General features: G+C 69.9%; 19 protein-coding genes. 8 read left to right on the top strand and 11 right to left on the bottom strand.

Annotated features, from left to right (window positions below; all coding sequences use genetic code 11):
- Nucleotides 1–4 precede the first annotated feature (4 nt).
- Nucleotides 5–922, bottom strand: coding sequence for an NAD(P)H-binding protein (locus Mam01_RS34205; RefSeq protein ID WP_204289365.1), 918 nt, complete (start codon nt 920–922; stop codon nt 5–7).
- 63 nt (nt 923–985) lie between these two features.
- Between Mam01_RS34205 and Mam01_RS34200 the strand changes: the two genes are divergently transcribed.
- Nucleotides 986–1,600, top strand: coding sequence for a TetR/AcrR family transcriptional regulator (locus Mam01_RS34200; protein ID WP_204289357.1), 615 nt, complete (start codon nt 986–988; stop codon nt 1,598–1,600).
- A 92-nt stretch (nt 1,601–1,692) separates the two neighbouring features.
- Complete coding sequence (locus tag Mam01_RS34195; RefSeq protein WP_204289355.1) at nt 1,693–2,658, top strand: aminoglycoside phosphotransferase family protein; 966 nt, start codon at nt 1,693–1,695, stop codon at nt 2,656–2,658.
- Between the two features lie 17 nt (nt 2,659–2,675).
- Here the strand turns inward: Mam01_RS34195 and Mam01_RS34190 are convergent, their stop codons facing one another.
- The 8 genes from Mam01_RS34190 to Mam01_RS34155 all read right to left on the bottom strand — a co-directional run bounded on the left by Mam01_RS34190 (nt 2,676) and on the right by Mam01_RS34155 (nt 11,131).
- A complete protein-coding gene (locus Mam01_RS34190; protein ID WP_204289353.1) occupies nt 2,676–3,554 on the bottom strand; it encodes a carbohydrate ABC transporter permease in 879 nt (292 codons plus the stop codon).
- Entirely contained in the window at nt 3,551–4,492 is a 942-nt protein-coding gene (locus tag Mam01_RS34185) for a carbohydrate ABC transporter permease (protein ID WP_204289351.1), read from the bottom strand. The genes Mam01_RS34190 and Mam01_RS34185 overlap by 4 nt, the downstream gene beginning before the upstream one ends.
- A 34-nt stretch (nt 4,493–4,526) precedes the next feature.
- Nucleotides 4,527–5,918, bottom strand: a complete 1,392-nt coding sequence (locus Mam01_RS34180) for an ABC transporter substrate-binding protein (RefSeq protein ID WP_204289349.1) — start codon at nt 5,916–5,918, stop codon at nt 4,527–4,529.
- A 94-nt stretch (nt 5,919–6,012) separates the two neighbouring features.
- Nucleotides 6,013–6,915 (bottom strand): phosphotriesterase family protein, encoded by a 903-nt coding sequence (locus Mam01_RS34175; RefSeq protein WP_204289347.1) that lies wholly within the window; start codon nt 6,913–6,915, stop codon nt 6,013–6,015.
- A 17-nt stretch (nt 6,916–6,932) separates the two neighbouring features.
- Entirely contained in the window at nt 6,933–8,159 is a 1,227-nt protein-coding gene (locus Mam01_RS34170) for an ATP-grasp domain-containing protein (protein WP_204289345.1), read from the bottom strand.
- Complete coding sequence (locus Mam01_RS34165) at nt 8,156–8,935, bottom strand: phosphorylase family protein (protein WP_204289343.1); 780 nt, start codon at nt 8,933–8,935, stop codon at nt 8,156–8,158. The genes Mam01_RS34170 and Mam01_RS34165 overlap by 4 nt, the downstream gene beginning before the upstream one ends.
- A gap of 31 nt (nt 8,936–8,966) precedes the next feature.
- Nucleotides 8,967–9,881: a Rossmann-fold NAD(P)-binding domain-containing protein gene (locus tag Mam01_RS34160; protein ID WP_204289341.1), complete on the bottom strand. Its 915-nt coding sequence runs from the start codon at nt 9,879–9,881 to the stop codon at nt 8,967–8,969.
- Nucleotides 9,881–11,131 (bottom strand): GNAT family N-acetyltransferase, encoded by a 1,251-nt coding sequence (locus Mam01_RS34155; RefSeq protein ID WP_204289340.1) that lies wholly within the window; start codon nt 11,129–11,131, stop codon nt 9,881–9,883. Before Mam01_RS34155 ends, Mam01_RS34160 begins: the two co-directional genes overlap by 1 nt.
- 232 nt (nt 11,132–11,363) lie before the next feature.
- On the opposite strand from Mam01_RS34155, the gene Mam01_RS34150 reads away from it, so the two are divergent.
- From Mam01_RS34150 to Mam01_RS34125, 6 genes are read left to right on the top strand one after another with little or no spacing between them, the layout of a single operon-like run.
- Entirely contained in the window at nt 11,364–12,104 is a 741-nt protein-coding gene (locus Mam01_RS34150; protein ID WP_239101828.1) for an SDR family oxidoreductase, read from the top strand.
- Nucleotides 12,097–13,824, top strand: coding sequence for a dihydroxy-acid dehydratase domain-containing protein (locus tag Mam01_RS34145; protein WP_204289336.1), 1,728 nt, complete (start codon nt 12,097–12,099; stop codon nt 13,822–13,824). The genes Mam01_RS34150 and Mam01_RS34145 overlap by 8 nt, the downstream gene beginning before the upstream one ends.
- Nucleotides 13,825–13,857: 33 nt before the next feature.
- Nucleotides 13,858–15,282, top strand: coding sequence for a phosphoadenosine phosphosulfate reductase domain-containing protein (locus Mam01_RS34140; protein WP_204289334.1), 1,425 nt, complete (start codon nt 13,858–13,860; stop codon nt 15,280–15,282).
- A gap of 56 nt (nt 15,283–15,338) precedes the next feature.
- On the top strand, nt 15,339–16,616 hold the full coding sequence (locus tag Mam01_RS34135; RefSeq protein ID WP_204289326.1) for a radical SAM/SPASM domain-containing protein: 1,278 nt from the start codon (nt 15,339–15,341) through the stop codon (nt 16,614–16,616).
- On the top strand, nt 16,613–17,944 hold the full coding sequence (locus tag Mam01_RS34130; RefSeq protein ID WP_204289324.1) for an MFS transporter: 1,332 nt from the start codon (nt 16,613–16,615) through the stop codon (nt 17,942–17,944). The genes Mam01_RS34135 and Mam01_RS34130 overlap by 4 nt, the downstream gene beginning before the upstream one ends.
- The gene (locus Mam01_RS34125; RefSeq protein WP_204289322.1) at nt 17,941–19,068 is read left to right on the top strand and encodes an aminotransferase class I/II-fold pyridoxal phosphate-dependent enzyme; all 1,128 of its coding nucleotides are present in this window, start codon (nt 17,941–17,943) and stop codon (nt 19,066–19,068) included. The genes Mam01_RS34130 and Mam01_RS34125 overlap by 4 nt, the downstream gene beginning before the upstream one ends.
- On the opposite strand, the gene Mam01_RS34120 is transcribed toward Mam01_RS34125, so the two are convergent.
- Both Mam01_RS34120 and Mam01_RS34115 read right to left on the bottom strand, forming a co-directional pair.
- Nucleotides 19,022–21,838, bottom strand: coding sequence for an AfsR/SARP family transcriptional regulator (locus Mam01_RS34120; RefSeq protein WP_204289314.1), 2,817 nt, complete (start codon nt 21,836–21,838; stop codon nt 19,022–19,024). The genes Mam01_RS34125 and Mam01_RS34120 overlap by 47 nt on opposite strands.
- A complete protein-coding gene (locus Mam01_RS34115) occupies nt 21,783–22,907 on the bottom strand; it encodes a DMT family transporter (protein WP_204289312.1) in 1,125 nt (374 codons plus the stop codon). Before Mam01_RS34115 ends, Mam01_RS34120 begins: the two co-directional genes overlap by 56 nt.
- Nucleotides 22,908–23,082 lie beyond the last annotated feature (175 nt).

Here is a 23,082-nt window from a genome sequence, read left to right as displayed (position 1 = left end):
TCGGTCAGCTCACACCGGTGAAGGATGTGGCGTGGTCGGTGACCCACTGGCGGAAGGTTCGCGCCGGCCTTCCGAGGAGGTCGGACACCGTCGAGGCGACGTACGCCGGGCGTCCCGTCGCGGCGTTCCACGCCGCCAGGAGCATGTCCACGGCCGGGCGCGAGGCTTCCGGAGCCTCTCGCCGGAACTCGTCGGGCGACAGTTCCTCGAATGTCAGGCGGCGGCCCAGCGTCTCCCCGATGATGCGTATCTGTTCGGCCTGGGTGAGGGACTCGGGGCCGGTCAGGACGTAGTCGCCGCCTGCGTGTCCGTCCTCGCGCAGGGTCCGCGCGACGACCGCGGCCACGTCCCGGTCGTCGACCGGGGCGGTCTCGGCCGCGCCGTACGGCCACCGGACCACGCCTTCGCCACGGATCGCGGCGGACCACCAGAGCAGGGCGTTCGACGCGAACATCCCCGGCCGGACGATCGTCGAGTCGAGTCCGGTGGCCGCGATGAGCCGCTCGATCTCGGCGTGCAGCGCCGCCATCGGGTTCGGCTGCTGGAAGAACGGGTGCGGGGTCCGGTGCGGGGCGGACAGGTAGACGATCCGCTGCGCGTGGGCGGCCAGCCGGTCGACGACAGCCGCCGCGGTCTGCGGCGGGGCGGTCCAGACCAGGAAGACCGTACCGATGGCGTGCAGTGCCGCGTCGAGCGATTCGGGCACCGTGAGATCGCCGGTGACGATCTCGACGCCGGCGGGCAGTGTCGCCGCCGACTCGGAGCGGCGTACGAGGGCACGGACCGGCACGCCCGTGTCGGTCAGCAGGTCGACCACGGCGCGGCCGATGCGCCCGGTCGCCCCGGTGACGAGCACCGGAGGCCCTCCTGCGGGTGTCATGGCAGCCTCGCCGTCGCCGACGGACATGTCTGTCTGTTCCACGACCATCATCCTTTCGTTACCGAGTTAAAAAAGCAACTGAGTAACGAACGATACCCTGACAAGGTGAGCGAGCCGGTCGGGCTGCGGGCCCGCAAGAAGGGACGAACCCGGGACGCGATCGCCGACGCGGCGATCTCGCTGTTCCTGGCGCGCGGGTTCGACCAGGTATCGGTGTCCGACATCGCCGCGATGGCCGAGGTGTCCAAACCGACGCTGTTCCGCTACTTCGCCAGCAAGGAAGACCTGATCCTGCACCGCTTCGCGGACCACAGCGGTGAGGCCGCACGCGTGGTCCGTGACCGGCCCCCCGGTATCGCGCCGATGACGGCGCTGCACCGGCACTTCCGGGACGGTCTCGATCGCTTCGATCCGGTCACCGGCCTCAACGATCATCCCCAGGTGGTGGCGTTTCATCGGCTGGTGTTCACCACCCCAAGCCTGGCGGGACGGCTCCTGCAGTACATGCTCGACGACGAGGACGCGTTGGCCGCCGTCCTCGACCCGGGTGTCCGGGGCCGGCTGCAGGCCGCCCAGGTGATCGCCGTTCGACGCGTGCTGGCCCGGACCAACTGGCAGAAGATCGCCGACGGGCGGACCGCGCACGACGTGCGACCCGAGGCGGTCGCCGACGCGGACCATGCCTTCGCCCAACTGAGCCACGCGACGGGCGACTCCTAGCCCGCCCCGCGCCCTCCGTGGAACGCCGACACGAGGCACCGGGGGCCGGAAACTCGATTGCCGTGGGCGTACGGGGGCCAGATCATGCCGGGATGAGTGAGGAGCAGTTTCCGCCGCCCGCCGAGGGCGTACGGATCCCGTGGTCGGCGGTGCCCGAGGAGCTGCGGCTCGCGGTCGAAGGGCATCTCGGCGACCGGGTGGCCGAGGCGGTCACGCAGCCGGGAGGCTTCTCACCGGGTGCGGCCGCCCGGCTGCGGCTCGCGGGCGGCGGCAGGGCGTTCGTCAAGGCGGTCGGCCCGGAGCCCAACCCCGACAGCCCCGCGTTCCACCGCGCCGAGGCCAGGGTGGCCGCCGCGCTGCCGGCCGGCGTTCCCGCGCCCCGGCTGCTCGCCTCCTTCGACCGGGACGGCTGGGTGGTGCTGCTGTTCGAGGACGTGGAGGGGCGCCTGCCCGCCCAACCGTGGGACCCGGACGAGCTGGCCCTCGTGCTCGGCGCGCTGGCCCGCATGGCCGAGGCGCTCACCCCCGCTCCGATTCAGGTGCCGGCCGCCGCCGAGAGGTTCGGCGACGAGTTCCGGGGCTGGCGGCGCCTGGCCGCGGACGGCGCGGACCTGACCGGCGCGCTCGACCCCTGGGCCGTACGGCACCTGCCGCGGCTGGCGGAGCTGGAGGAGCACTGGGGCCGGGCCGCCGAGGGCGCCTGCCTCGCCCACGCCGACATGCGGGCGGACAACCTGCTGCTCACCGGAGACGGCCGGGTGCTCGTGGTGGACTGGCCGCACGCGTGCCTGGCCGCGCCGTGGTTCGACCTGGTCGGGATGCTGCCCAGCGTGACGATGCAAGGGGGGCCGCCACCGGCCCAGGTCTTCGACGGCCACCCGGTCGCGAGGAACGCCGACCCCGGCGCCGTCACCGCCGTCCTCGCCGCGATCACCGGATACTTCCTGCAGCGAGGGCTCCTGCCCCCGCCGCCCGGTCTGCCCACCCTGCGGGCCTTCCAGCTCGCGCAGGGCAGGGTGGCGCTGACCTGGCTGCGACAGCGGACCGGCTGGCACTAGGGTCGGCCCCGGCCGCGTCAGCGCAGGCCTCCGACGGCCAGTCCGCCGCGCCAGTGCCGCTGGAGGGTGAAGAAGGCGACGATGAGCGGGATCACCGACACGAGCGCGCCCAGGATGATCAGGCTCCAGAGGGAGGTGCTGCCCGCGTTGTTCGCGGAGGCGATTCCCTGCCAGAGGCCGAGCCCGACGGTGACGGGGAAGAGGCGGTTGTCGGAGAGCATGGCGACGGGCAGGAAGTAGTTGTTCCAGGACGCCACGGCCGACAGGAGCAGCACCGTGACCACGGCGGGCCGCATCAGCGGGAGCGCGACCTGGAGGAACGTCCGCACCTCACCCGCGCCGTCGGCCCGCGCCGCGTCCAGGATCTCGTCGGGAACGGCGTCCCGCGCGTACACGTGCATCAGGTAGACGCCGAACGGGTTGAGCAGTGACGGCAGGATCACCGCCCATATCGTGTTCGTCAGGCCGAGCCCGGAGAACATCACGAAGGTGGGGATCACCAGGGCGGTCGCGGGCACCATCAACGCGCCGAGCAGGACGGAGAAGCTGAGGCGCCGGCCGGCGAACCGGTACTTGGCGAAGCCGTAGCCGGCCATGACGGCCAGGATCGTGGCGCCGATCCCGCCCGCGAACGCGTACAGCGTGGAGTTGAGGATCCATCTGCCGTAGATGCCGCCGTCGTAGGTGAACAGTTGCCTGAGGTTGCCGAAGTAGTCGACCCGGTCGGTGAACCACAGGGTGTTGCCGCCGCCGAAGAGGCCAGGGGCGTCCTTGGAACTGTTGACGACGACCCACCAGAACGGCACGAGGAAGTAGACGACCAGGAAGCCGAGGAGCACCTGCAGGGGCAGGTGGCGTTGTGGCGCGCGGCGTGCGCGGGAGCGGCCGGTCGTCACAGGAAGCTCCTCCGCTTTCGGGTGAAGAACAGGAAGGCGTAGACGCCGGCGAACACGATCCCGCCGAGGGCGAAGGAGATCGCCGACCCGTAGTTGAAGTTCGCGAGTGCGAACGCCTGCTGGTAGGCGTACATGTTGGGGGTGAAGTCCGGCCCGATCGTGCCGGCCGCGAGGAATCGCAGGAACTGTGGTTCGTTGAAGAACTGCAGTGTGCCGATGAGTGCGAAGACCAGGATCAGGAGCAGCGCGGGGGCGATCAGCGGGATCTTGATCCGCAGCGCGATCTGCCGTCCGCCGGCGCCGTCCATGCGGGCCGCCTCGTAGAGCGCCGGGTCGATGCCCTGCAGCGCGGCGTACAGGATGATCATGTAGTAGCCGGCCCACTGCCAGGTGACGACGTTGGCCAGGCCGTAGAAGATCAGGTTGCCGCCGAGGAAGTCGGGCGCGGTGGCGCCGAACACCCCGAAGACGTCGGAGAGCGGCCCGAAGCTCCTGCTGTACAGAAACCCCCACATCACCGCCCCGATGACGGTGGGAATCGCGTACGGAAGGAAAATCATCAACCGCGAGAACCGGGCGAACGCCGATGTGACGGCGTCCAGGATGAGGGCCATCGCGAGCGCGACGACGATCTGCAGCGGGATGGCGACCAGGGAGAAGCGGACGACGAACCACGCCCCCGAGAGGAAACTCGGGTCGGTGAACGCCTTCACATAGTTGTCGAACAGGACGAAACTGGTCCCGCCGATCAGCTTCTTGCGGAACAGGCTGAGGTACAGCGCGTACGCGAGCGGCGCGATGAGAAGCGCCAGGAAGACGAGCGCGAACGGCCCGACGAAGAGCCACCCCATCAGGTGCTCACGAAGACGCACCGTGCCGCGGGCCTTGTGCGCTTTCTCCTGGGTGCTCGGTGCGCTCTCCTCGATCAGGAGGGTCATCTCGGGCTCCGGGGGGTCGATGCTGCCCGTGTGGTCACTGGACGGTGAAGCCTTGTTCCTTGGCGTAGTTCGCCACGTCCTCCTGGACGCGGTCGGCCGCCTGCGCACCGGTGATCGAGCCCTCGATGACCGCGCCGATCTGCTTCGTCAAGGCATCGAAGTAGTACTGGCCGAACGGGCTGTAGGTCATGCCCTTGTAGGCGTTCGCCGCGGGGACGTAGACCTCCTTGTTCGCCTGCTGGCCGTCGAAGAACGACACCTTCAGATCCACGAATTCCGGATCGCGCAGCGCCTTGAGGTTCAGCGGGAAGATGATCTGGTTGGTCCAGCCGTCGGTGAGCGACTCGTCGTCGGCGTAGAGGCCGTACGCCACCTTCGCCGCGAGTCCGGGGTTCTTCGCCTGGCTTGTCACGGAGAAGGCCGACCCGCCCCAGTTCACCTGCACCGGGTTGGCGGGATCCCACTGCGGCAGCGGCGCCACCGCGAACTTGCCGGTGTCCTTGCCCTTGCCGACGCCCGCGCCGGTGAGATATCCGGGCGCCCAGGCCGCCGAGATGTACGTCGCGTACTTGCCGTTGACCACGCCGGAGATGTACTCCGGTGTGAACTGGTCCTGCGTCCCGACCAGGCCCTTCCGCGCGAGGTTCCCCCAGTAGTCGAGCACGTCCTTGGACGCCTGGTCGTTCAGCGCGATGCCGATCGACTCGGGCCGCGCCGGGTCGTAGGTGATCGGAGTCGCACCCTTCTGGATCTGCAGCGCCATCATGACGGCCGGCACGTTCGCGCCGAGGTCGCCGAACAGCGGGCCCCCGGCGTCCTTCACCTTCTGCGCCGCCTGCTCGTACTCGGCCCACGTCTTCGGCGGCGTGATCTTGTATTTGTCGAAGACGTCCTTGCGGTAGATCATCGCCATCGGCCCGCCGTCGACCGGCACGCCGTAGACCGCGCCGCCGATCGAGACGTCCTTCCACGCCCCCGGGCCGTAGTTGTCCTTGACGGCGTCGTAGCCGTACTTCCTGATGTCGACGAGCGCCTTCTGGATCTGGAAGGTCGGGATCCGGTCCGCCTCGATCATGATCACGTCGGGCGCGCCGGTGCCCGCCGAGATGGCCGTCTGGAACTTGTCGTACTCGTCACCGCCCTGGCCGACGTTGGTCCAGCAGACCTGCACCTCGTTGTTCTGCTTGTTGAAGTTGTCGACGACGAGCCGCATGTTGGGATACCAGCCCCAGAAGGTCACGACCGGCAGGTTCTTCTTGCCGATCGTGTTCGTGCAGTTGCTCGCCTTGTTTCCGGTCGTGTCGTTTCCGCTGTCGCTCGCACCTGCCGCACTTTTACTCCCCGCGTCCGAGGAGCAGGCGGCAAGCACGCACGCGGCGGTGAGCATGGCCGCGGTGGCGAACAACCTTCTCGTCTGCACTGCCACTTCCCCTCCGGGATCGCTGCGCACAAGGGGTTTTTTTTAACGTAAGCGACAACTATTCGGAACACAAGGCATTTTCGGTCACGCACTAAAGCGCTTAAATGTCCTCAATGGAGAGCAGTTTCGCCGGATTCGTGACGAGCACATGCGTGGCGAGTTCGTCGCCCAACGCCGAACGGATGGTCCGCACCAGGCCCGCCAGCCCCGGCGCGCCTCCGTAGGAGGGGTGGTATCGGGCGTGGCCGAAGTCACCGGAGACGACGATCCGGTCGTGACCCGCGTCCACCAGGGAACGGGTGACCCTGGCGCGGAGGCTGTCGGGCGCGTACTTCGCCTTGCTCCACTGGTCCATTCCCAGCCACGCGCCCCGGCGGGCGATGGATTCCAGGGTGGCGGGGACGAGATCCCGGTCCAGGTGCCCGACGCACACGCGGGCCGGATCGAGTCCGGCCGCTTCGAGCACGTCGAGCTGCTCGTGTCCCAGACGGCCGGCCTCCGTGTGGGTGAGGACCGGCACCCCCGTCGCGAGTGCCACCAGCCCGGCGGCCGTGATCACTCGTCTCTCGACCGCCAGGATCTCGTCGGTTCCGCAGGTGCCGACCTTGAGGACTCCGGCGCGCCAGGGGGTGCCTTCCATCCCGCGCTCGATGTCGCCCAGGAATCCCTCGGCGATGGCCTCCACGCTCTGCCGGTGGACCTCCGGCGGGTAGTAACTGCCCTTCTGCAGGCCCGTCGCCTGGATGACGTGGACACCGCTCGCGGCGGAGGCGGACGCGGAGACGGTCACATCACGACCACAGTCCGGCGTGGTCATCTCGACTACGGCGCCACCGCCCGCCTCGGCGTACGACCCCAGTTCGCCGGTCGCACCGCTCACGTGACCGAACTCCAGGCCGCGGTCGGCCTCGACCGCCCACCGCGGGGGCGCGCTCCTGAGATGCTCGTGCGTGAGCGTGACACCCAGCCGGGCCGCCGGTATGTCGCCGCGGACGGTCCGCACGCGGCCCGTGCCGACGCTCAGGACGAGGACACCGTGATCGAGAACCGCTCCAGTTCGTCGTGCAGAAGGCCCGCCTCCCGTTCACTGGAGAGCCACGCGTGCACCTGCGCGGCACCGCGCGAGGAGTGGATGCTGCCCTGTACGACATCTCCAGGGGCTATCTGGGGCTCCACTTCGAGCACGCCCGGCAGTTTCTCGATCTCCTCCCAGGGCGGCACCTCGAGCACCTTGCCCAGTTTCACGGGAAGCTGCACGTTCACATGGATCCCGTCGGTGGCGAACGGTTCGAGCCGTGGTTCGAGCCGTGGTTCGCGCCCGAGCGAGATGTCGACGAACGCCCGCCAGACGTCGACGCCGGTGCTCAGGGCGATCATCCGAGGGATTCCGCCGCCCCCGGGGCGCGCGGCGATCTCCCCTACCAGCAGCCTCCCGTCCGCCTCGAAGACCTCCATGTGCGTCACCCCCGCCTTCAGCCCGAGGACCTCGATCACCTTCCGGTTCAGCCTGAGGATCGACCCGGCGACCGGGCCCTCCGGGAGCGTGTGGGAGCCGTTGACCTCCGTCAGGCGGCCGAGCAGCGGCTCGAAGTAGCGGGAGGCGACCGCGTGCCGGACCTCGCCGTCCCAGACGACCGCGTCGCAGTGGTACTCCGCGTCCATGTCGATCCACCGCTCGGCGATGAGGGGGCGACCCGCGTCGTCGAGCTCCGCCAGCAGCCCGGCGCCGAGCGCAGCTTCAAACTCGGCGCGTCCGCCGAGCCGTACGGTTCGCATGGAGCCGGTGCCGAACACCGGCTTGACGACGAGCGGCCACCCGAGTTCGCCGACGGCGCGGGGCAGATCGCGGACACCGTCCACCAGCGCGAAATCCGCGACGGGAACGCCGGCGGCGCGAAGCCGGCGCTTCATCGCGTACTTGCTGGTGAACCCGATCGCCGTGGTCACGTCCAGCCCGTCGAGCCCGAAGAGCCCGCGCAGGTAGGCCCCCGGCACGAGGCTGCGCTCACTCGGAGCGACGACGGCCAGCGGCGGTTCTCCCGCTGCGATCTCGACGCCCGCCTGCTCGACGGCGTGCAGGTCGGCGATGTCCTCGACGAGGCGCACGCGGGTGCCGGGCGAGTAGAGCCGCCGATAGCCGGGCTCGGTGATGACCGCCAGCAGGTGCGAGTCGTCCGCTTCCAGGAGGGGAACGGGTGCGGTCTTCCCTGAGTTGATCAGGAGCACGGTCGGCCGCCGGTCGGTCACAGCGTCACCCCGGCCGCGTCCACGGGAAGGGCGGCGACGTAGGCCCGGATGACGTCCAGGAGCCGCATCCTCTCCGGCGGATAGTAATGATCGTCGGGGCGGCTCCACTCCTCGGCGAGCACGTCCGAGACGTAGCCGACGGCCCCCGCGCGCACCCCGCGACGCTCGGCCACGGCGAAGACGGTGGCGGCCTCCATCTCGACCAGGTCAGGACCGCCGTCCGTGTGCGGGGGCAGGGGCGTGTCCCTGAAGAAGACGTCGGAAGAGTGGGAACGCGCCGGTTTGGCCCGTACGCCGCTCACCCGGCACGCCTCGTGCAGGTTCGCGGTCACCAACGCCGAGGGCCGGAACTCCCGGCGGCCCGGTGCGAACGCCCGCGTCACGCCGTTCTCGCTGTCCGCCGCCTCCACGACGAACAGGCTGCCGACCTGGAGGTCCGACGCGATCCCTCCGGCGCTCGTCACGATGACGATCTCCTGGAGACCGCACCCCGCCAGCATCTCCAGCAGAAACGCGATCAGTGGGGCGCCGATCTCGGTGTGCATGAGAGCGATGTGCGGAGCGCCGGGAGGCACGAAGATCCGCCGTCCGGGCCGGTCCGCGTACAGCCAGTCGGGCACGAGTTCGGCCCCGAGAGCGGCCCGCGCGGCCGTGAACAGCTCGTGATCGTAGATCACGATGACGTACGGCGGGCTCTCCGCGCGGCGCTCCGGGCGCGAGGCCAGGATGGAGGAGATGACCTTCGGTGCCGCGATGTACGGCGTGCGATCTGTCATGGCGGAGACTTCTCGGACGTGGCGGCGTGGGTCACGTGGTCATCAGTTCGTGCAGGATCGCCTTGGCCGCGTAGAGGCGGTTCTCCGCCTGCTGGAAGATCACCGACTTCGGGGCGTCCACGAGGTCCCTGGAGATCTCGTATCCCGGATGGATCGGCATGTCGTGCATGATCCACGGGTCCGCTCCGCCCAGGTTCTCCCGGTTCAGCTGGAACGGCGACATCAGCTTGATGCGGTGCCGCTTCTCCTCCTGGTAGTCCGGGTCGTCGAAGTGCTCCATGTCGACCCAGGTGTCGGTGTAGACGAAGTCGGACTCGGCCGCCGCCGCGGCGACCGTGTCGAACCTGCCGACCAGCCCGGTGGCCTCGGCTTCCGCGACCAGTTCGTCGTCGATCGCGCCGTCGTGCCGCAGCGGCGTGACCAGGTTGACCCGCATTCCCAGCCTGGTGCAGCCGGCGAGGAGCGAGTTGGTCACGTTGTTGTGCACGCCGACGTACGCGAGCCGCGTCCCTTCCAGGCGGCCCGCCGTCTCCAGGACCGTGAGGCAGTCGGCGACGACCTGGGACGGGTGGTAGCGGGAGCAGCAGCCGTTCACGACTGGGATGGAACTGCTGGCGGCCAGCGCGGCGATGTCGTCGAAGCTCCGCAGGCGGGCCATGACGGCGTCGGCCGTGGTGGAGATGTATCTGGCCTCGAGGTCCAGCGGAGAGATGGCGAAGTTGCTCTCGTCCCAGTTGAGCCGTACGGCGTAGCCGCCCATCTGGTGGACGGCCGCCGTGAACGCGAGGACGGTGCGGGTCGAGGTCTTCTGCATCAGCAGGAGGAGACCTTTTCCGGCCAGTGCGCTCCGGTACGCCTCGGGATTCCGCTTGATCTCCAGTGCCTTGCGGACGAGCGCGTCGAGCTGCTCGCCGGTGAACTCCCGGAGCGACAGAAGATGTGACATCAAACTCCTCGTCCTGCGATTTGTCCTGCGACTTGTCCTGCGCCTTGTGCCGGCATCGGCGGATTCATCCACATGGTCGTCCTGCCGTCGGCGGCCTGGTGGAACCCGGCATGACGACTGTTCCAGTCCGCGACCCACCGCTCGGCGTACCGCGCCGCGCGGGCCCGGTCGTCCTGGCGGGGCGGCTCGGGCAGCAGTGTGCAGGACCATCGCGGCTCAAGCCGCGCGCCACGCAGCAGCTTGGCCTCGTACGACCCCGGGCCGTACCGGACGCGGCGCGGTCCCCGGGCGTAGGCGTATCGGATCGGGGCGTAGTAGGCGAGGGTGAAGTAGACACCGGCGTCCCGTTCGAGCCGGGAGTGGTCGAGGCCGACGACGCGCCCGTACAGCTCGTTCCCGTGCTCGTAGAAGAGCGAGAACCCGACCAGCCGGCCGTCCCGCACGCAGCGCAGGGCCAGGGCCGACCCGCCCATCGCCCGCTCCTGCGCGAGCAGGTATCGCCGCATCCGCTCGACCGAGTCGCTTGACCCGTGCCGTCCCTGGACGGCGGCCAGCAGCGGCGCGAACTCGTCCGCCCACCCCGCGAGGGTGCCGAACTCCACCTCGTAGCCCAGTTTCGCGAACGCCGCCGCCTCGCGTACGATCTTCCGCCTTCGGTCCGAGGGAAGGGCGGCCAGATAGTCCGTGAAGTCGTCACCCGGCAGGTCGATGACGGTGTCGGGCTCGGCCGGAACCAGCGGCGGGGCGTCGGGCAGTGCCGGGAGGACGGACGCCAGTCCCGCGGGCGTCAGGTAGGCGAACGTCAGGCTCCGGGCCTCCCCCGCGCGGAGACGCGCACAAACGTCGGCCAGGAGAGCGGCGACGGCCTCGTCGTCGCCGGGCGACCCGGTGACGACACCGTCGTTGGTGTAACCGGATCGCGAACCCGCGAGCATGGCCGGATAGAGATCGCGCTGCCCGATCTCCGGCCGCACCCACCTCGTCACCGTCGCCCACGGGTCGTAGGAGTCGTTGTGGGGCGGCGCGGTCGCGGTGTAGAGGGGAAGAACCGCGCGAACGGCGTCCCCCTGCCGCGCCACCGAATACCGGGCCGCGAAGTCGTCATGGTCCTCTACCGAGAGTAACCAGAGTGGCGATCCGTAAAAGGAGGCCGCCGAGGAATCGGCCAGGTCCTTCATCGCCGAAGGAGGCAGATCGGCCAGGGTGCCGACCGTCTCGACGGACAGCGAAAACGAATTGCCCTCGTGCATGAACCCGCGAAGCTCCCCTCCCACTTCCGAGCGGTCGCAGGCTACAGCACCGACAGCAACAGCATCAAGGACTTGACTCCACTTGATGACATGGAGGTAACGTTACCCATCGGGCGTACATCTGGCCCCCGTAATACCTGCGTAACAAGCAAAGCCGGCGCGCCGTCTTTGCCCTGCCATCCTGCACGATTTAACGCAAGGAGTTGGCACGCTGGAAATTCTTCGCGGATTCGTGTTGATTACGGGAGCGGCTGCGGGAATCGGCCGCGAAACCAGCCGTGTCCTGGCCCGCCGGGGATACGCACTGGCGCTCCTGGACCGGGACGGCGACGCTCTCCGGAGCGTGTGTGACGAGATCGCGAGCGAGGGAACCACGGCGCTCTCGTGGAAAGTGGACCTGGCCGCGCCGACTGCGGACGAGGAACTCGCCGAAATCGCCTCGGTTCTGGAAAGCCGGCCCGAGGGAGTCACGGGAGTGGTGAACTGCGCCGGCGTCGGGGGGTGGAATCCCGTCGAGAAGGTCACCCCGGACGACTGGGACCACATCGTCGGCGTCAACCTCCGGGGAGCCTTCCTCGTCGCCCGGCACACCGTCCCGCTGATCCGCCGGCGGCCCGGCGGCGCCGTGGTGGTCGTCGCCAGCGACTCCGCGCGCTGGCCGTTCCCGGACCGGACCGCGTACTGCGCCAGCAAGCACGGGCTCGTCGGCTTCGCCGACGCCCTCCGGGAGGAGTTGCGGCCGTACGGCACCCGCGTCTCGGTGCTCACGATGAGCCGTGTCGACACGGGTTTCAACGGCGGGCGGGCGGGCTCCCGGCCGGAGGCGCTGCGGCCGGAGTCCGTCGCCGAGGTGGTCGGCTTCGTCCTCGCGCAACCTCCCCTGGTCGAGATCCGGGAAATCTCGCTCACCTCTGTGGCGAGCCCTTTCGGTCCCTTCACGGCAGTCGCCCAGATGGGGAAATCCTATGGATGACAGACTGCACGACCCGATCCAGAAGCTGTCCGACGGCGTCGTCGCCGCCCGGAAGAAGACACTCGGTTTCCGGTCGGCAGACCTCTCGAAACCCGTCATCGGGATCGTCAATTCCTACAGTGAGCTGAACCTCGCCCAGCTCAGCTTCAGCGCGATGGCCCAGCGCGTGCGGGAGGGCGTGCTGATGGCCGGGGGAATGCCGATCGAGTCCGGAATGATCGCGCTGTGCGATTCCATGGCGCACGGCCGGCTGCACGAGAAATACATCCTGCCCGGCCGGGACGTCATGGCCGATTCGATCGAGACCTATGTCAACGCGCACGGCGTCTTCGACGGCCTGGTGTTCATCGGCACCTGCGACAAGGTGCTGCCCGCCATGCTCATCGCCGCGATCCGGGTCGACGTCCCGGCTGTCGTCGTCACCGGCGGGCCGCAAATAGCCGAGCTCAATCACGACGTCAACCAGTCCGTCTGCGCCGACATTCAGCGGCGCCGGCGCCTGGACGTGGACACCGAGCGGATCGGCGACGAGAAGTACATCAAGTCCCTCTATCTCGACGACCTCATCACCGAAGAGGAGTTCGTCGACCTCTACTACAGCACCAACTCCACCATCGGGATATGCCGGCCGTACGCCACCGCGGGCACGATGAACTACTTCACCGAGGCCCTGGGGCTCGCCCTGTCCGGAAGCGCGCTGGTGCCCGAGCTCTCCACCGAGAAGGCGCTGCGGGCGAAGGACGCCGGAGTCCGCGTCGTCGAGCTCGCCCGGCGCGGGATCCGGCCGTCCGCCATCGTGAACGAGAGGTCGGTGGAGAACGCGATCCGCAGCGTGATCGCCAGCGGCGGCTCGATGAACGCGATCCTGCACGCCCTCGCGGTCGCCAACACGGCCGGCGTTGACCTGGACTACTCCGGCATCTCCCGGCTCTCGTCGAGCACGCCCTTCCTCGTCGACCTGAAGAACCAGCACACCCTGAACATGACGTTGTTCCGGTCGGCCGGAGGCGTGCTCGGCGTGCTCAAGCGGCTGGGCTCGCGCGTGCATCGCGACGTGATGACGGTCGACGGCGTGGAGCTCGGCACTCTCCTCGACGGTCTCCCCAAGGTCGGTTCCTCGATCGCGGACGAAGGCCGCGCCCTCGCGCCCGAAGGCGGGATCAGGGTGCTCCGGGGCAGCCTCGCGCCGAGAGGCGCCCTGTTCAACGCGTCCAACGTGCCGCGCGACCGGCTCGGGCTCAGCGAGGTCCGCCAGGCGGCGGTCTACGACTCCTACGAGCTCTTCGCGGCCGACGTGGCGACCCGTGCGCTCGACCCGCGCGCCGCGGTGGTCATCCGTTTCGAAGGGCCGATCGGGGGGCCGGGCATGCGCGAGGCCCACCGCGTGTCCGAAGTGATCAACCACCTCAACCTGCTGAACAACGACTTCCTGTTGATCACGGACGGCCGCTTCTCCGGGGCCTCGAACGGCTTCATCATCGGGTACCTGGCGCCCGAGGCGGCCGAGCCCGGCAGCCCGCTCGCCCTGGTCAGGAACGGCGATCCCATCGAGATCTCCATCCCCGGCAACAGGCTCGACCTGCTGGTGGACGAAGCCGAACTGGCCAGGCGGGCCGCGGAAGGGGCCCCGCCGCCGCCCCCGGTGCCGCGCGAGTATCCCTATCTGCGCCGCTATCGGCGTCTCGTCGGCCCCACCGACCGCGGAGCACTCGTCAGCTGAGCGGGTTCCCGATCCCGGAAGGAGCAGCGGAACATGGACACCTCCCCTCCCACCTCTGACCTCACCCCGATCCTCCTGAGCAAGCTGAAGCGGTACGACTCGGGCCGGCACGCCCTCATCGCGGGAGAGGGCACCCTGAAGCACGTCGCTCCCGAGGACGCGCCGGTGCTCCGGGAGATGCGCGGCTTCCGGACCACGGCCGAGATCGCCGCCGCCCTCGGGACGACGGAGGAATCCGTCCGCGAGACGTACGAGCGGTATGCCGGCGACCAGTTCCTCGTGCCGCTGCACCGGTGGAACAAGCTGCACTGGAACCAGCGTGAGCATCTGTACGTCAACGAGCTCGACGCCGCCCTGCGCGACCCCTCTCTGGTGCAGGTGCCGCTCTCCCCTCCCTGCGACCCCTGGTTCTGCACCGGAGTAGAGCGCGACTGGCTGCGCGGGCTCATCGAACGGCGCCTCGGGCGGGCGCTCCCGCCCGACACGCTGCTGCTCGCCAACAACGGGCTCTCGGACGGCGTCTTCTTCTGGGAGGTGGTCGCGCACGGCCGCGTCGTGATGCGGATCGACTTCACCGGAGAGCGGGAGGAGGAGTGGACCATCGGCTACACCTCGGCCTTCGAGGAGGTCGACTGGTCGTTCAGCGTCACCGGCGACGAGACCGAGGAGCGTGACCGGCACATCCGGGCCAACGCCGCCGCTCTCGACCGCCTGGCGCTCGACTCCGTCATGCTGATCGAGGAGATCTGCTCGCGTGACCTCGGCCTGCCCCTGCTGTATTTCAGCGGCGGCAAGGAGAGCATCGTCACGATGCACCTGTTCAAGCGGGCCGGCGTGAAGGCCCAGTTGCTCTTCGCCGGCGTCGGCATGGACTTCCCCGAGGACGAGGCCTTCATCGAGCAGCTGGCCGGGTTCCTCCGCGGGCCGGAGTACCGCGACCTCTTCCAGTTGCACATCGAGCCCGGTGACCAGGCGCTGGCCCGTCAGCTCCTGGAGACCGAGGGGAAGCTCGAACCCTCCAACATGTGGTGCCGTTCGAAGCTCAAGTATCCGATCCGCAACGGCGCGGTGGAGCGGCTCTATCCCGACGGCGTGCCGATCGCGTTCGAGGGTTCCCGCTGGTACGAGAACGACTTCCGGCGCTCGCACCCCCGGGTGAACTTCGTCACCGGCATCGAGGGCTACCGCAACTCCCAGCAGATCTGGGCGCACGCGGTGGCCGACTGGAACGGCTTCGACATCTGGAGCTACATCCACACCTACGACCTGCCCGTGAACCCGCTGTACGGACTGGGCTACCAGCGCACCACCTGCTGGAGCTGCCCCCTGGTCAACCCGTTCCACATCGACCAGTCCAGGCGCCAGCATCCCGAGCTGTGGTCGACGATCGACGGCAGCCGCCTCGTCGGCTTCGAACGGGCCGAGCTGCCCCTGCTCCCCACGGAAACGCCCTTCTGAGCCGCTCCCGACGCCGTAGCAATCCCCCCCGTGCACCACCTTGGACAGGAGACCGCATGAGCGACATCGTTGATCTGGGACTCCGCCCCTCCTTCCCCTGGGAACGCCCCCAGCCGAACTCTCCCAGCGAGATCAACCCCAAGGAGCACTACGACAGGGCCGTCGGGCCGATCGAGCACGAGGATCTCGACGAGTGCCCCATAACGATCAGGAACATCGGCTGGACCCTCGGCAACGACTGCCCCTACCGCTGCACGCACTGCTACTCCATGTCCGCGCGCGAGAAGGGCATGGACTTCAGCCTGGACATGATCGACCGGATCGTCGAGCAGCTCGCGATCAACGGGGTCGAGACGGTGAACCTCGGCGGCAACGAACCGCTGTTCACGAACGGGGCGAACCCCCGGAACACCCTGCTTCCGCAGATCATCGACAGGCTGGTCGACGCGGGCATCCTGGTCGGCCTGACCACCTCCGGCATCACGGCGATCCACCTGGAACGGGATCACAACGAGAGCTGGCGCAAGCTCAACGACCTGGACGTGAGCTTCGACTCGCCCTTCGAGGACGAGCACAACGCGAACCGCGGCGCGAAGATCTACAAGCAGGCGATCCAGGCTCTCGAACTGGCCCGGAAGTACGACATCCCCCACACGGTGATCATGTGCGGGATGAACTGGAACTTCACCCCTCGGCACATCGAGAAGCTGCTCGAACTGGCCGAAAGCTACGACGCGCATATCCGGATCAATCCCATCAAGCCGGTCGAGCCGGCGCACATGGATTCACTGCTCCCCGCCGAGCAGTACTACGAGGGCTTCTCCCTCCTGATGAGCCGGTGCGATCCGGTCGACCTGGGCGAGCCGCCGATCGCCGCGGTCACCGACTACCAGGGGGCGAAGGGATGCCCGTGCGGGCGGACGTCCTTCCGGATCCACTCGATCACCCCCGACGGCCGCATCCCGGTCTCGCCCTGCGTCTACCTGCACGACTACAAGTTCGGAGACCTGCGCAAGGACGACCTCTACGACATCGTCCGCTCGCCGCAGTTCCGGTCGTTCCGTAGGAGGAACGCCAACCCCGACAAGGTGGACGGCTGCGAGGGCTGCGGGCTGCTCGCGCAGTGCCGCGGCGGCTGCGCGGGCCGCTCCTACCTCCATCACGCCCACGAGACGGGGCACCGGTCCCTGTTCGCCCGTGATCCCTACTGCCCCAGGGACGTCGCGCCCGCCCAGACCTTCCCGCAGCGGCCGACGGTGCCCACCGACAAACGACTCGTGCACATGGACTACCTGTGCACCTGGATCGGCAAGCCACGGCCACAGACTCGATGACCGATCCCCGTCGCCGCCGGTCCCCCGTACGGGCCCTCCGGGAGAGTCTCCTCCCGGAGGGTTCCTTCGGCACCGGGCAGGCACGCCGGCTGGCCGTCGCCCTGGTGGTCAACGCGGTCGGCAACGGGTCCTTCCTGGTGGTCGGCGCCCTGTTGTTCATCCGCGTCATGGGGTTGTCCCCCACCGAGATCGGGCTCGGTCTCGGCGTCGCGGGAGTGCTCGGCCTCGTGGCCGGCCCGTTGATCGGTCACCTGGTCGACGCGCGCGAGCCGAGCCGCGTCTACGCCCTGCTGCTGGCCGCCCAGGGCGTGTGCGTGATCGGATACGTCCTGGTCACGGGGGTCCTCGCGTTCATCGTCCTGGTGGGCGTCGCCACGGCCTGTGAGCGGGGAGCGTCCGCGGCCCGCGGAGCGCTGATCGCCGGGCTGTTCGATCGGACCGACCGCGTCCGTTACCGCGCCGCCCTCCGGTCGGCCTCCAACGTCGGCTCGGCCGTGGGAGGGATGCTCGGGGGCGTCATCCTGGCCTGGGGAACGCACGCGGCGTTCCTCGCCGCGACCGCTCTCAACGCGGCCACGTTCGCCGCCGCGGCGATCCTCGTGCTCACGATGAGAGGCGCGCGAGGGGCCCAGGCCAACCCGCCGGAGGCCCGGCGGCCCACCGCCCGTCACCCCGCCCGTCACCCCGCGCGGCCCGCGACGGCGATCCGCGACGTGCCGTACCTCGTGGTCACGGGGCTCAACGCGGTTCTCCTCCTGCACGTCGGCATGCTGGAGATCGGCCTGCCCCTGTGGATCGCGCGCGACACCACCGCGCCGACGTGGACGATCTCACTCGTCCTCGTGCTCAACACCCTGGGTGTGATCGTCTTCCAGGTGAAGGCGACCGTGCACATCACCGACGTGTCCCGCGCGGCGTCCGCCGCCCGCCACGCCGGTCTGCTGCTCGCCGCCGCGTGCGTCGCGGTCTCCCTCACCGGCGGCGTACCTGTCGCCGTCGCGGCCCCGCTGCTCCTGGTCGCGGCGGCCCTGCACACCGCCGGCGAACTGAAGCAGGCGGCGGCCGCCTGGACGCTGAGCTACGACCTGGCCCCTGACCACGCGCACGGCCAGTACCAGGGGCTCTTCAACGCCGGGCTCGACATCGGCGGCCTGCTCGCGCCGCTCGTCTTCACCACGCTGGCGATCACCTGGGGGATGACGGGGTGGCTGCTCATCGCGGCGTTGTTCGCCGCGACGGGCGCCCTGCTCCCGCCGGTGGCCAGGTGGGCGGAGGCCCGCCGCGCCGAGGCCGCCGGGACTCCGTCGCACGCCATGGATCCGGCGTGACGCCGGGGACCGCCATGCCGCGGCGAGGCGCCGACAGCCGCGTCAACCTCGCGTCCAACGAACTGATCCATCCGGATGTGGCGCCACTGCACCGGCGGATGCTCGAAGGGCTGTGCGGGGACGAGCTTCGCACCTACCCCGTGCTGGACAGGCCCGTCCGGGAGGTCGCGGTGCTCTTCCGGTGCGGCGAGACCGAGGTGACCCTCACGCCCGGCTCCGACAGCGGGATCCGGCTGCTCCTGCGGGAGACGGCCGGCCGTTTCGGCGGGCGGCTCCTGATCCAAACGCCCAACTACGCCGCCTGGTGGACCGCCCGGGAGGCACAGGGCTGGACCGTGCGGGAGGTGCTCTCCCCCGACGGGACCTCCGGAGGCTCGCTCGCCGCCCTCGACGCGGCGATCGCGTCGGCCGAGCCGTCCCTGGTGGTCATGTCCTGGCCCAACGGACCCGCCGGCTTCACGCCCGATCTCTCCGCCGTACGCGCGTTCGCCGGCCGGTGCGCGGCGCGCGGGCACCTGCTGGTGATCGACGCGTGCTACGCCGGGTTCACCACCGACCCGCGGGATGTCGTCGACCTGGCGGGAGACGCGTGCGTCGTGCTGCTGAGCTGGTCGAAGATCTTCGGCTTCGCCGGCGGCCGGGTCGCGGCGCTGTTCTCGTCCGCACGCCTCGTCGAACGCCTGCGGAGCTGGGAGGCGGAACGTCAGCTGAGCGCCCTCACGCTGCACGCGGTGGCCCGGACCGGTCTGGTGTACGGCGAGTTCGCGCGCATCTGGCAGGACCTCGCCGCCGAACGGGACCGATGGAACGCGAGCCTGCTCGAACTCGGCTGGCAGACCCTGCCGTCAGGGGGGAACTTCGTCCCGATCCTCGTACGGGACCCGGACGTCGCCGGCCGGGTGGAGGCGCTGATGAGCGCCTCCGGCTTCCGGATCCGCGACCTGGGCACGGCCGGGGGCCTCGGCCCGGCACTGCGCGTCTCGGTGGCGTGCGGCCCCGTCGCGCGCCGGGCGCTTCCCACGCTCGTCCAGGCACTCGGCCAGGCACTCGGGCAGGCACTCGGGCAGGCGCTCCCCGTCAGGGATGGGCCGCCGCCTCGGGTTCACCGAGCCAGGTCGGGGTGATGCCGAGGTTCCGGCAGATGGCCTCGGCGAGGGCGAAGGACTCGGCCGCCTCCTCCGTTCTCCCCCGGCTGCGGGCGACCCGTCCGAGGTGGTGGAGCACGTCGGCCTCCACGATCCGCTCCCCCGCCGCCCTCGCGTGCGCCAGCGCGAGCGTGAGAGTGCGATGGGCGGTGTCCCATCGCGTCAGGGCGGCCCATGCCCGGCCCATCCCGTACAGGGCGTGGGCCATGCCGACCTGGTCCTCGATGGTCTGGCAGAACTCGTGGACGCGCTCGAACCGGGGGAGGGCGTCGGCCGGTTCGCCGCACTCCAGGCTGAGCTCGCCGAGCCGGTAGTTCACCTGCTGGGCCAGGCGGGCGCCCTGCGCCTTCTGCGCCATCTGCAGGGCCTGCTCCAGGTTGATCCGGGCCTCTTCGTGATTGCCGAGCTGGAGATGGATCTGCCCGACCTGGCGGAGCACGAGCGCTTCGTTGCCGACGTCGCCAAGGGCGCTCAGGGCGGCGGCGCTGCGCCGGGCGCGGGAGAGGGCGTCGTGCAGCCGGCCCCCGAGCCGGTCGAGCACGGCCAGCTTGTGCTCGGTGATGGCCTCGGCGTGCCGGTCGCGCAACGCCGTGAAGATCGTGGCGGCCTGCCCGATGAAGTTGGCCGCCGCGCGGTAGTCGTGCCGGTGCAGGCTGAGCTCGCCGAGCTCGGCGAGGATGACCGCCTCGCCGCGGCGGTTGCCGGCGGCCCGGGTGGCGTCGAGGGCGATCTCGTGCGTCTGCTCCCACTCGTCGTGGTGTTTGCGGACCTCCAGAAGGGGCGCGGCGGTCACCGCGAGATCCCAGCAGAGGTCGTCGAATTCCAGGTGCGCCGCCTGCCGGACCGCTCCCTGGATGTTCGGCAGTTCGGCCTCGCACCAGGTCACCGGATCGGTGACGATCTCCCTGAGCTGCTCTTCCGCCATCGGCCGGCGCCGGGCCGTGCTGTGCAGCACCAGATGGTCGTGGCCGGCGAGCTGGGTGTGGGCGTACTCGGTCACCGTCAGCAGGGCCGCGACGGCCCGCTCCAGGGCGGCGCGCACCTCCTCGCAGGGAAGCTGCGCCTGCGCCTGCTGCCGGGCGAAGATGCGGACCAGATCGTGCAGGCCGTACCGGGGCTGGCTGTGGTCTCCGGTCGCCACGGTGACCAGGTGACTGTGGGCGAGCTGGTCCAGGAGGTCCTCGGCCTCCCGGAGCGGGCAGTCCAGCAGCGCCGCCGCCGCCCATTCCTCGTATTCGACGAGGTCGAGGCTGCCGAGCAGCATGAGCAGGAGCCTCGCCCGGGGCCCCAGCGCCGCGTAGGAGAGCATCAGGTTGGCGCGCACGTCCAGCTCGCCGTGCACGAGCTCGTCGAGCCGATGGTGCTCTCCGGCCAGCCGGTCGACCATGCGGCGTACGGGCCAGTGCGGCCGGGCGGCGAGCCGCGCGCCCGCGATGCGCAACGCGAGCGGGTGACGCCCGCACAGGCGGACGAGCCGCGCGCCGGCCTCCGGGCTGCTCCTCATGCGGTCGTCGCCGAGCATCCGCTGCAGGAAGTCGATCGCCTGCTCCTCGGTGAACGACTCGAGTTCGAGCCGCCGGATGCCCGGAACGGCCGTGAGGCGGTGCCGGCTCGTGATCAGGACGGCGCACCCGCTCGTGCCCGGGATGAGCGGCATCACCTGGCTCTCGTCCGCGGCGTCGTCGAGGATCAGCAGCGCACGTCGCTCCGAGAGCACCTCCCGGAGCATCGCGCTGCGTTCCTCGATGTGCTCGGGCAGCCGGTGGTCGGGCACCCCCAGGGTGCGCAGCGAGCCGGCCAGCGCGACGCCCGGCGGGATGCGGCGCGCCGCCTCGGCCCCGCGGAGCGGCACGAAGATCTGCCCGTCCGGGAAGTCCTCCCGCAACCGGTGGGCGACGTGAACGGCCAGGGTGGTCTTGCCCGCGCCGCCGCGGGCGGACACCGCCACGATCGACGGGCCGACCCGGTCTTCGGAGGTCAGCCAGCGGGTGATCCGCGCGATCTCCTCGGCCCGGCCGGTGAAGTCGGGGGTGTCGGCCGGGAGGTTGCACGGGCGCGGGGAGGCGGCGGCGGGTTCCTCGCCCGGTGCCACGGCCTCCCGCAGGATCGCCTGTTCCTGCTCCCGCAACTGCGGGCCGGGCTCGATGCCGAGCGACTCGACGAGGAGGGCGCGCGTGTCCCGATAGAGCTGCAGCGCCTCCGCCTGGCGGCCCGACCGGTGCAGCGCCTCCATCAGCCGGCCGCGCAGCGACTCACGCAGCGGGAACTCCTCGACGAGCTGGACCAGGACGGGGATCATGTCCGCGTGCCGGCCGAGCGCGAGTTCGTGCTCCACCCACTGGCCGACCGCCGTGAACCGCTGCTCCTCCAGCACCGCGGCCTCGGCCCGCAGCGCGGGGCAGTCGTCCAGCCCCGCGAAGGGCACGCCGGTCCACTCGTCCAGTGCCCTGCGGAGGATCTCCGCCGCCCGCGCGACGTCGCCGCCGGCGGCCGCCTCCTCGCTCCCGGCGACCAGTGCGGAGAACCGCAGGGCGTCCACCTCGGGAGGCCGTACGTGGAGGAGGTAGCCGCGATCGACGCGGGTGATGCGGCGCGGGTCGCCCAGCGTCGTCCGCAGGCCGCGGATGTAGGCGCGCAGGTTGGCGGCCGCGGACGCCGGCGGGTCCGTCGGCCACAGCCCGTCGATCAGCCGGTCATCCGGTACGGCCGTGTTCGGATAACAGAGCAGAAGGGCCAGGAGCGTTCGCACCTTCTGGCCCTTCAAGGTGACCTGGGAGCCATTCGCCGTCAGCTCCAGCGGTCCGAGTATGCGGAACCGCAGATCTGGATGCTGCTCTCCCCCGGCCATGGCGGGTAAATACTATGTCAAAAGCCTGCGGGCGGCCTGTGAAAACGCTTCGCCCCCACTCCAGCGCCCACTTCAGCGACATGCGGGACGGCTTGACGTCCATGAGAAGCACGCCGATCACCATGGTCGCGGCGCCCGCCCAGCCCAGCGGCGTCAAACGGTCTCCCGCGAGCCAATATCCGAAGACGCCGGCGAAGACGGGTTCCATCCCGAGGATGACGGAGACCCGGGTCGGCGAGGTACGCCGCTGCGCGTACGCCTGAACGAAATAGGCGAAGGCGCTGGCGGCCAGCCCGGTGAACGCGATCGCGCCCCAGGCGTCCCATTCGCCGGGGAGGCGGAAATCCTCCTTGATCAGCGCGATGCACAGGGCGAGCGTTCCGCACGTCGCCAGTTGCACCGCGACCAGGGCTCCCGTAGGGAAAAGGCGGACCGCCCGGTCCATGGCGATGATGTGCAGCGCGAAACAGAGGCTGGAGGCCAGGGTGAGCGCGTCGCCCAGCGGGTGGAAGGCCCCTCCGTACCCCGAGAGGAGCAGCAGGCCCACGGCGGCGGTCGCGATGCACAGGGCGCTCCAGCGGGTGACCCGCTGACGAAGCAGCAACGCGGCCATGAGCGGGGTGAACACGATGTAGAGGCCGGTGATGAAGCCCGAGTTGGACGCGGTCGTGTACACGAGACCGATCGTCTGGAACGCGTACCCGCCGACCAGCAGCAGGCCCAGGCCCGCGCCGGCGCCCCATCCCGAACGCGAGAGCCGGGCGATCTGCGCGGCGTACGGAACGGCCACCACACCGGCCGCCAGCAGGAAACGGAGAGCCACGAACGACCACGGCGGCACGTCTTCTATGGCGTCCTGAATTACCACGAAAGTAAGCCCGAAAACGGCGGCCACCACGACGAGACCCGACTCGGCGATCCATGCGGCCGGCGCGTCCGTCTTCCGCGCGGCGGGCTCTTCGATCGACATCAGCGGTTTCCTCCGGGCGACGTGCTGGGACATGAGGCTAGGCGGCCGTTGTATAAGCGCCGTATATGCGGCGCGCACGGTCGCGATGCCCCACCGCCCGGGACAGGCCCGGAAAGCCTCCGCCGATATACGAGGAATGTACAGAAATCCGAACTTCGTCCTCTAGCCTCTCCGA

Origin of the sequence: Microbispora amethystogenes, assembly GCF_016863015.1 — a bacterium.
Lineage (GTDB): Bacteria > Actinomycetota > Actinomycetes > Streptosporangiales > Streptosporangiaceae > Microbispora > Microbispora amethystogenes.
This window is presented reverse-complemented; position numbering and strand designations above follow the sequence as displayed.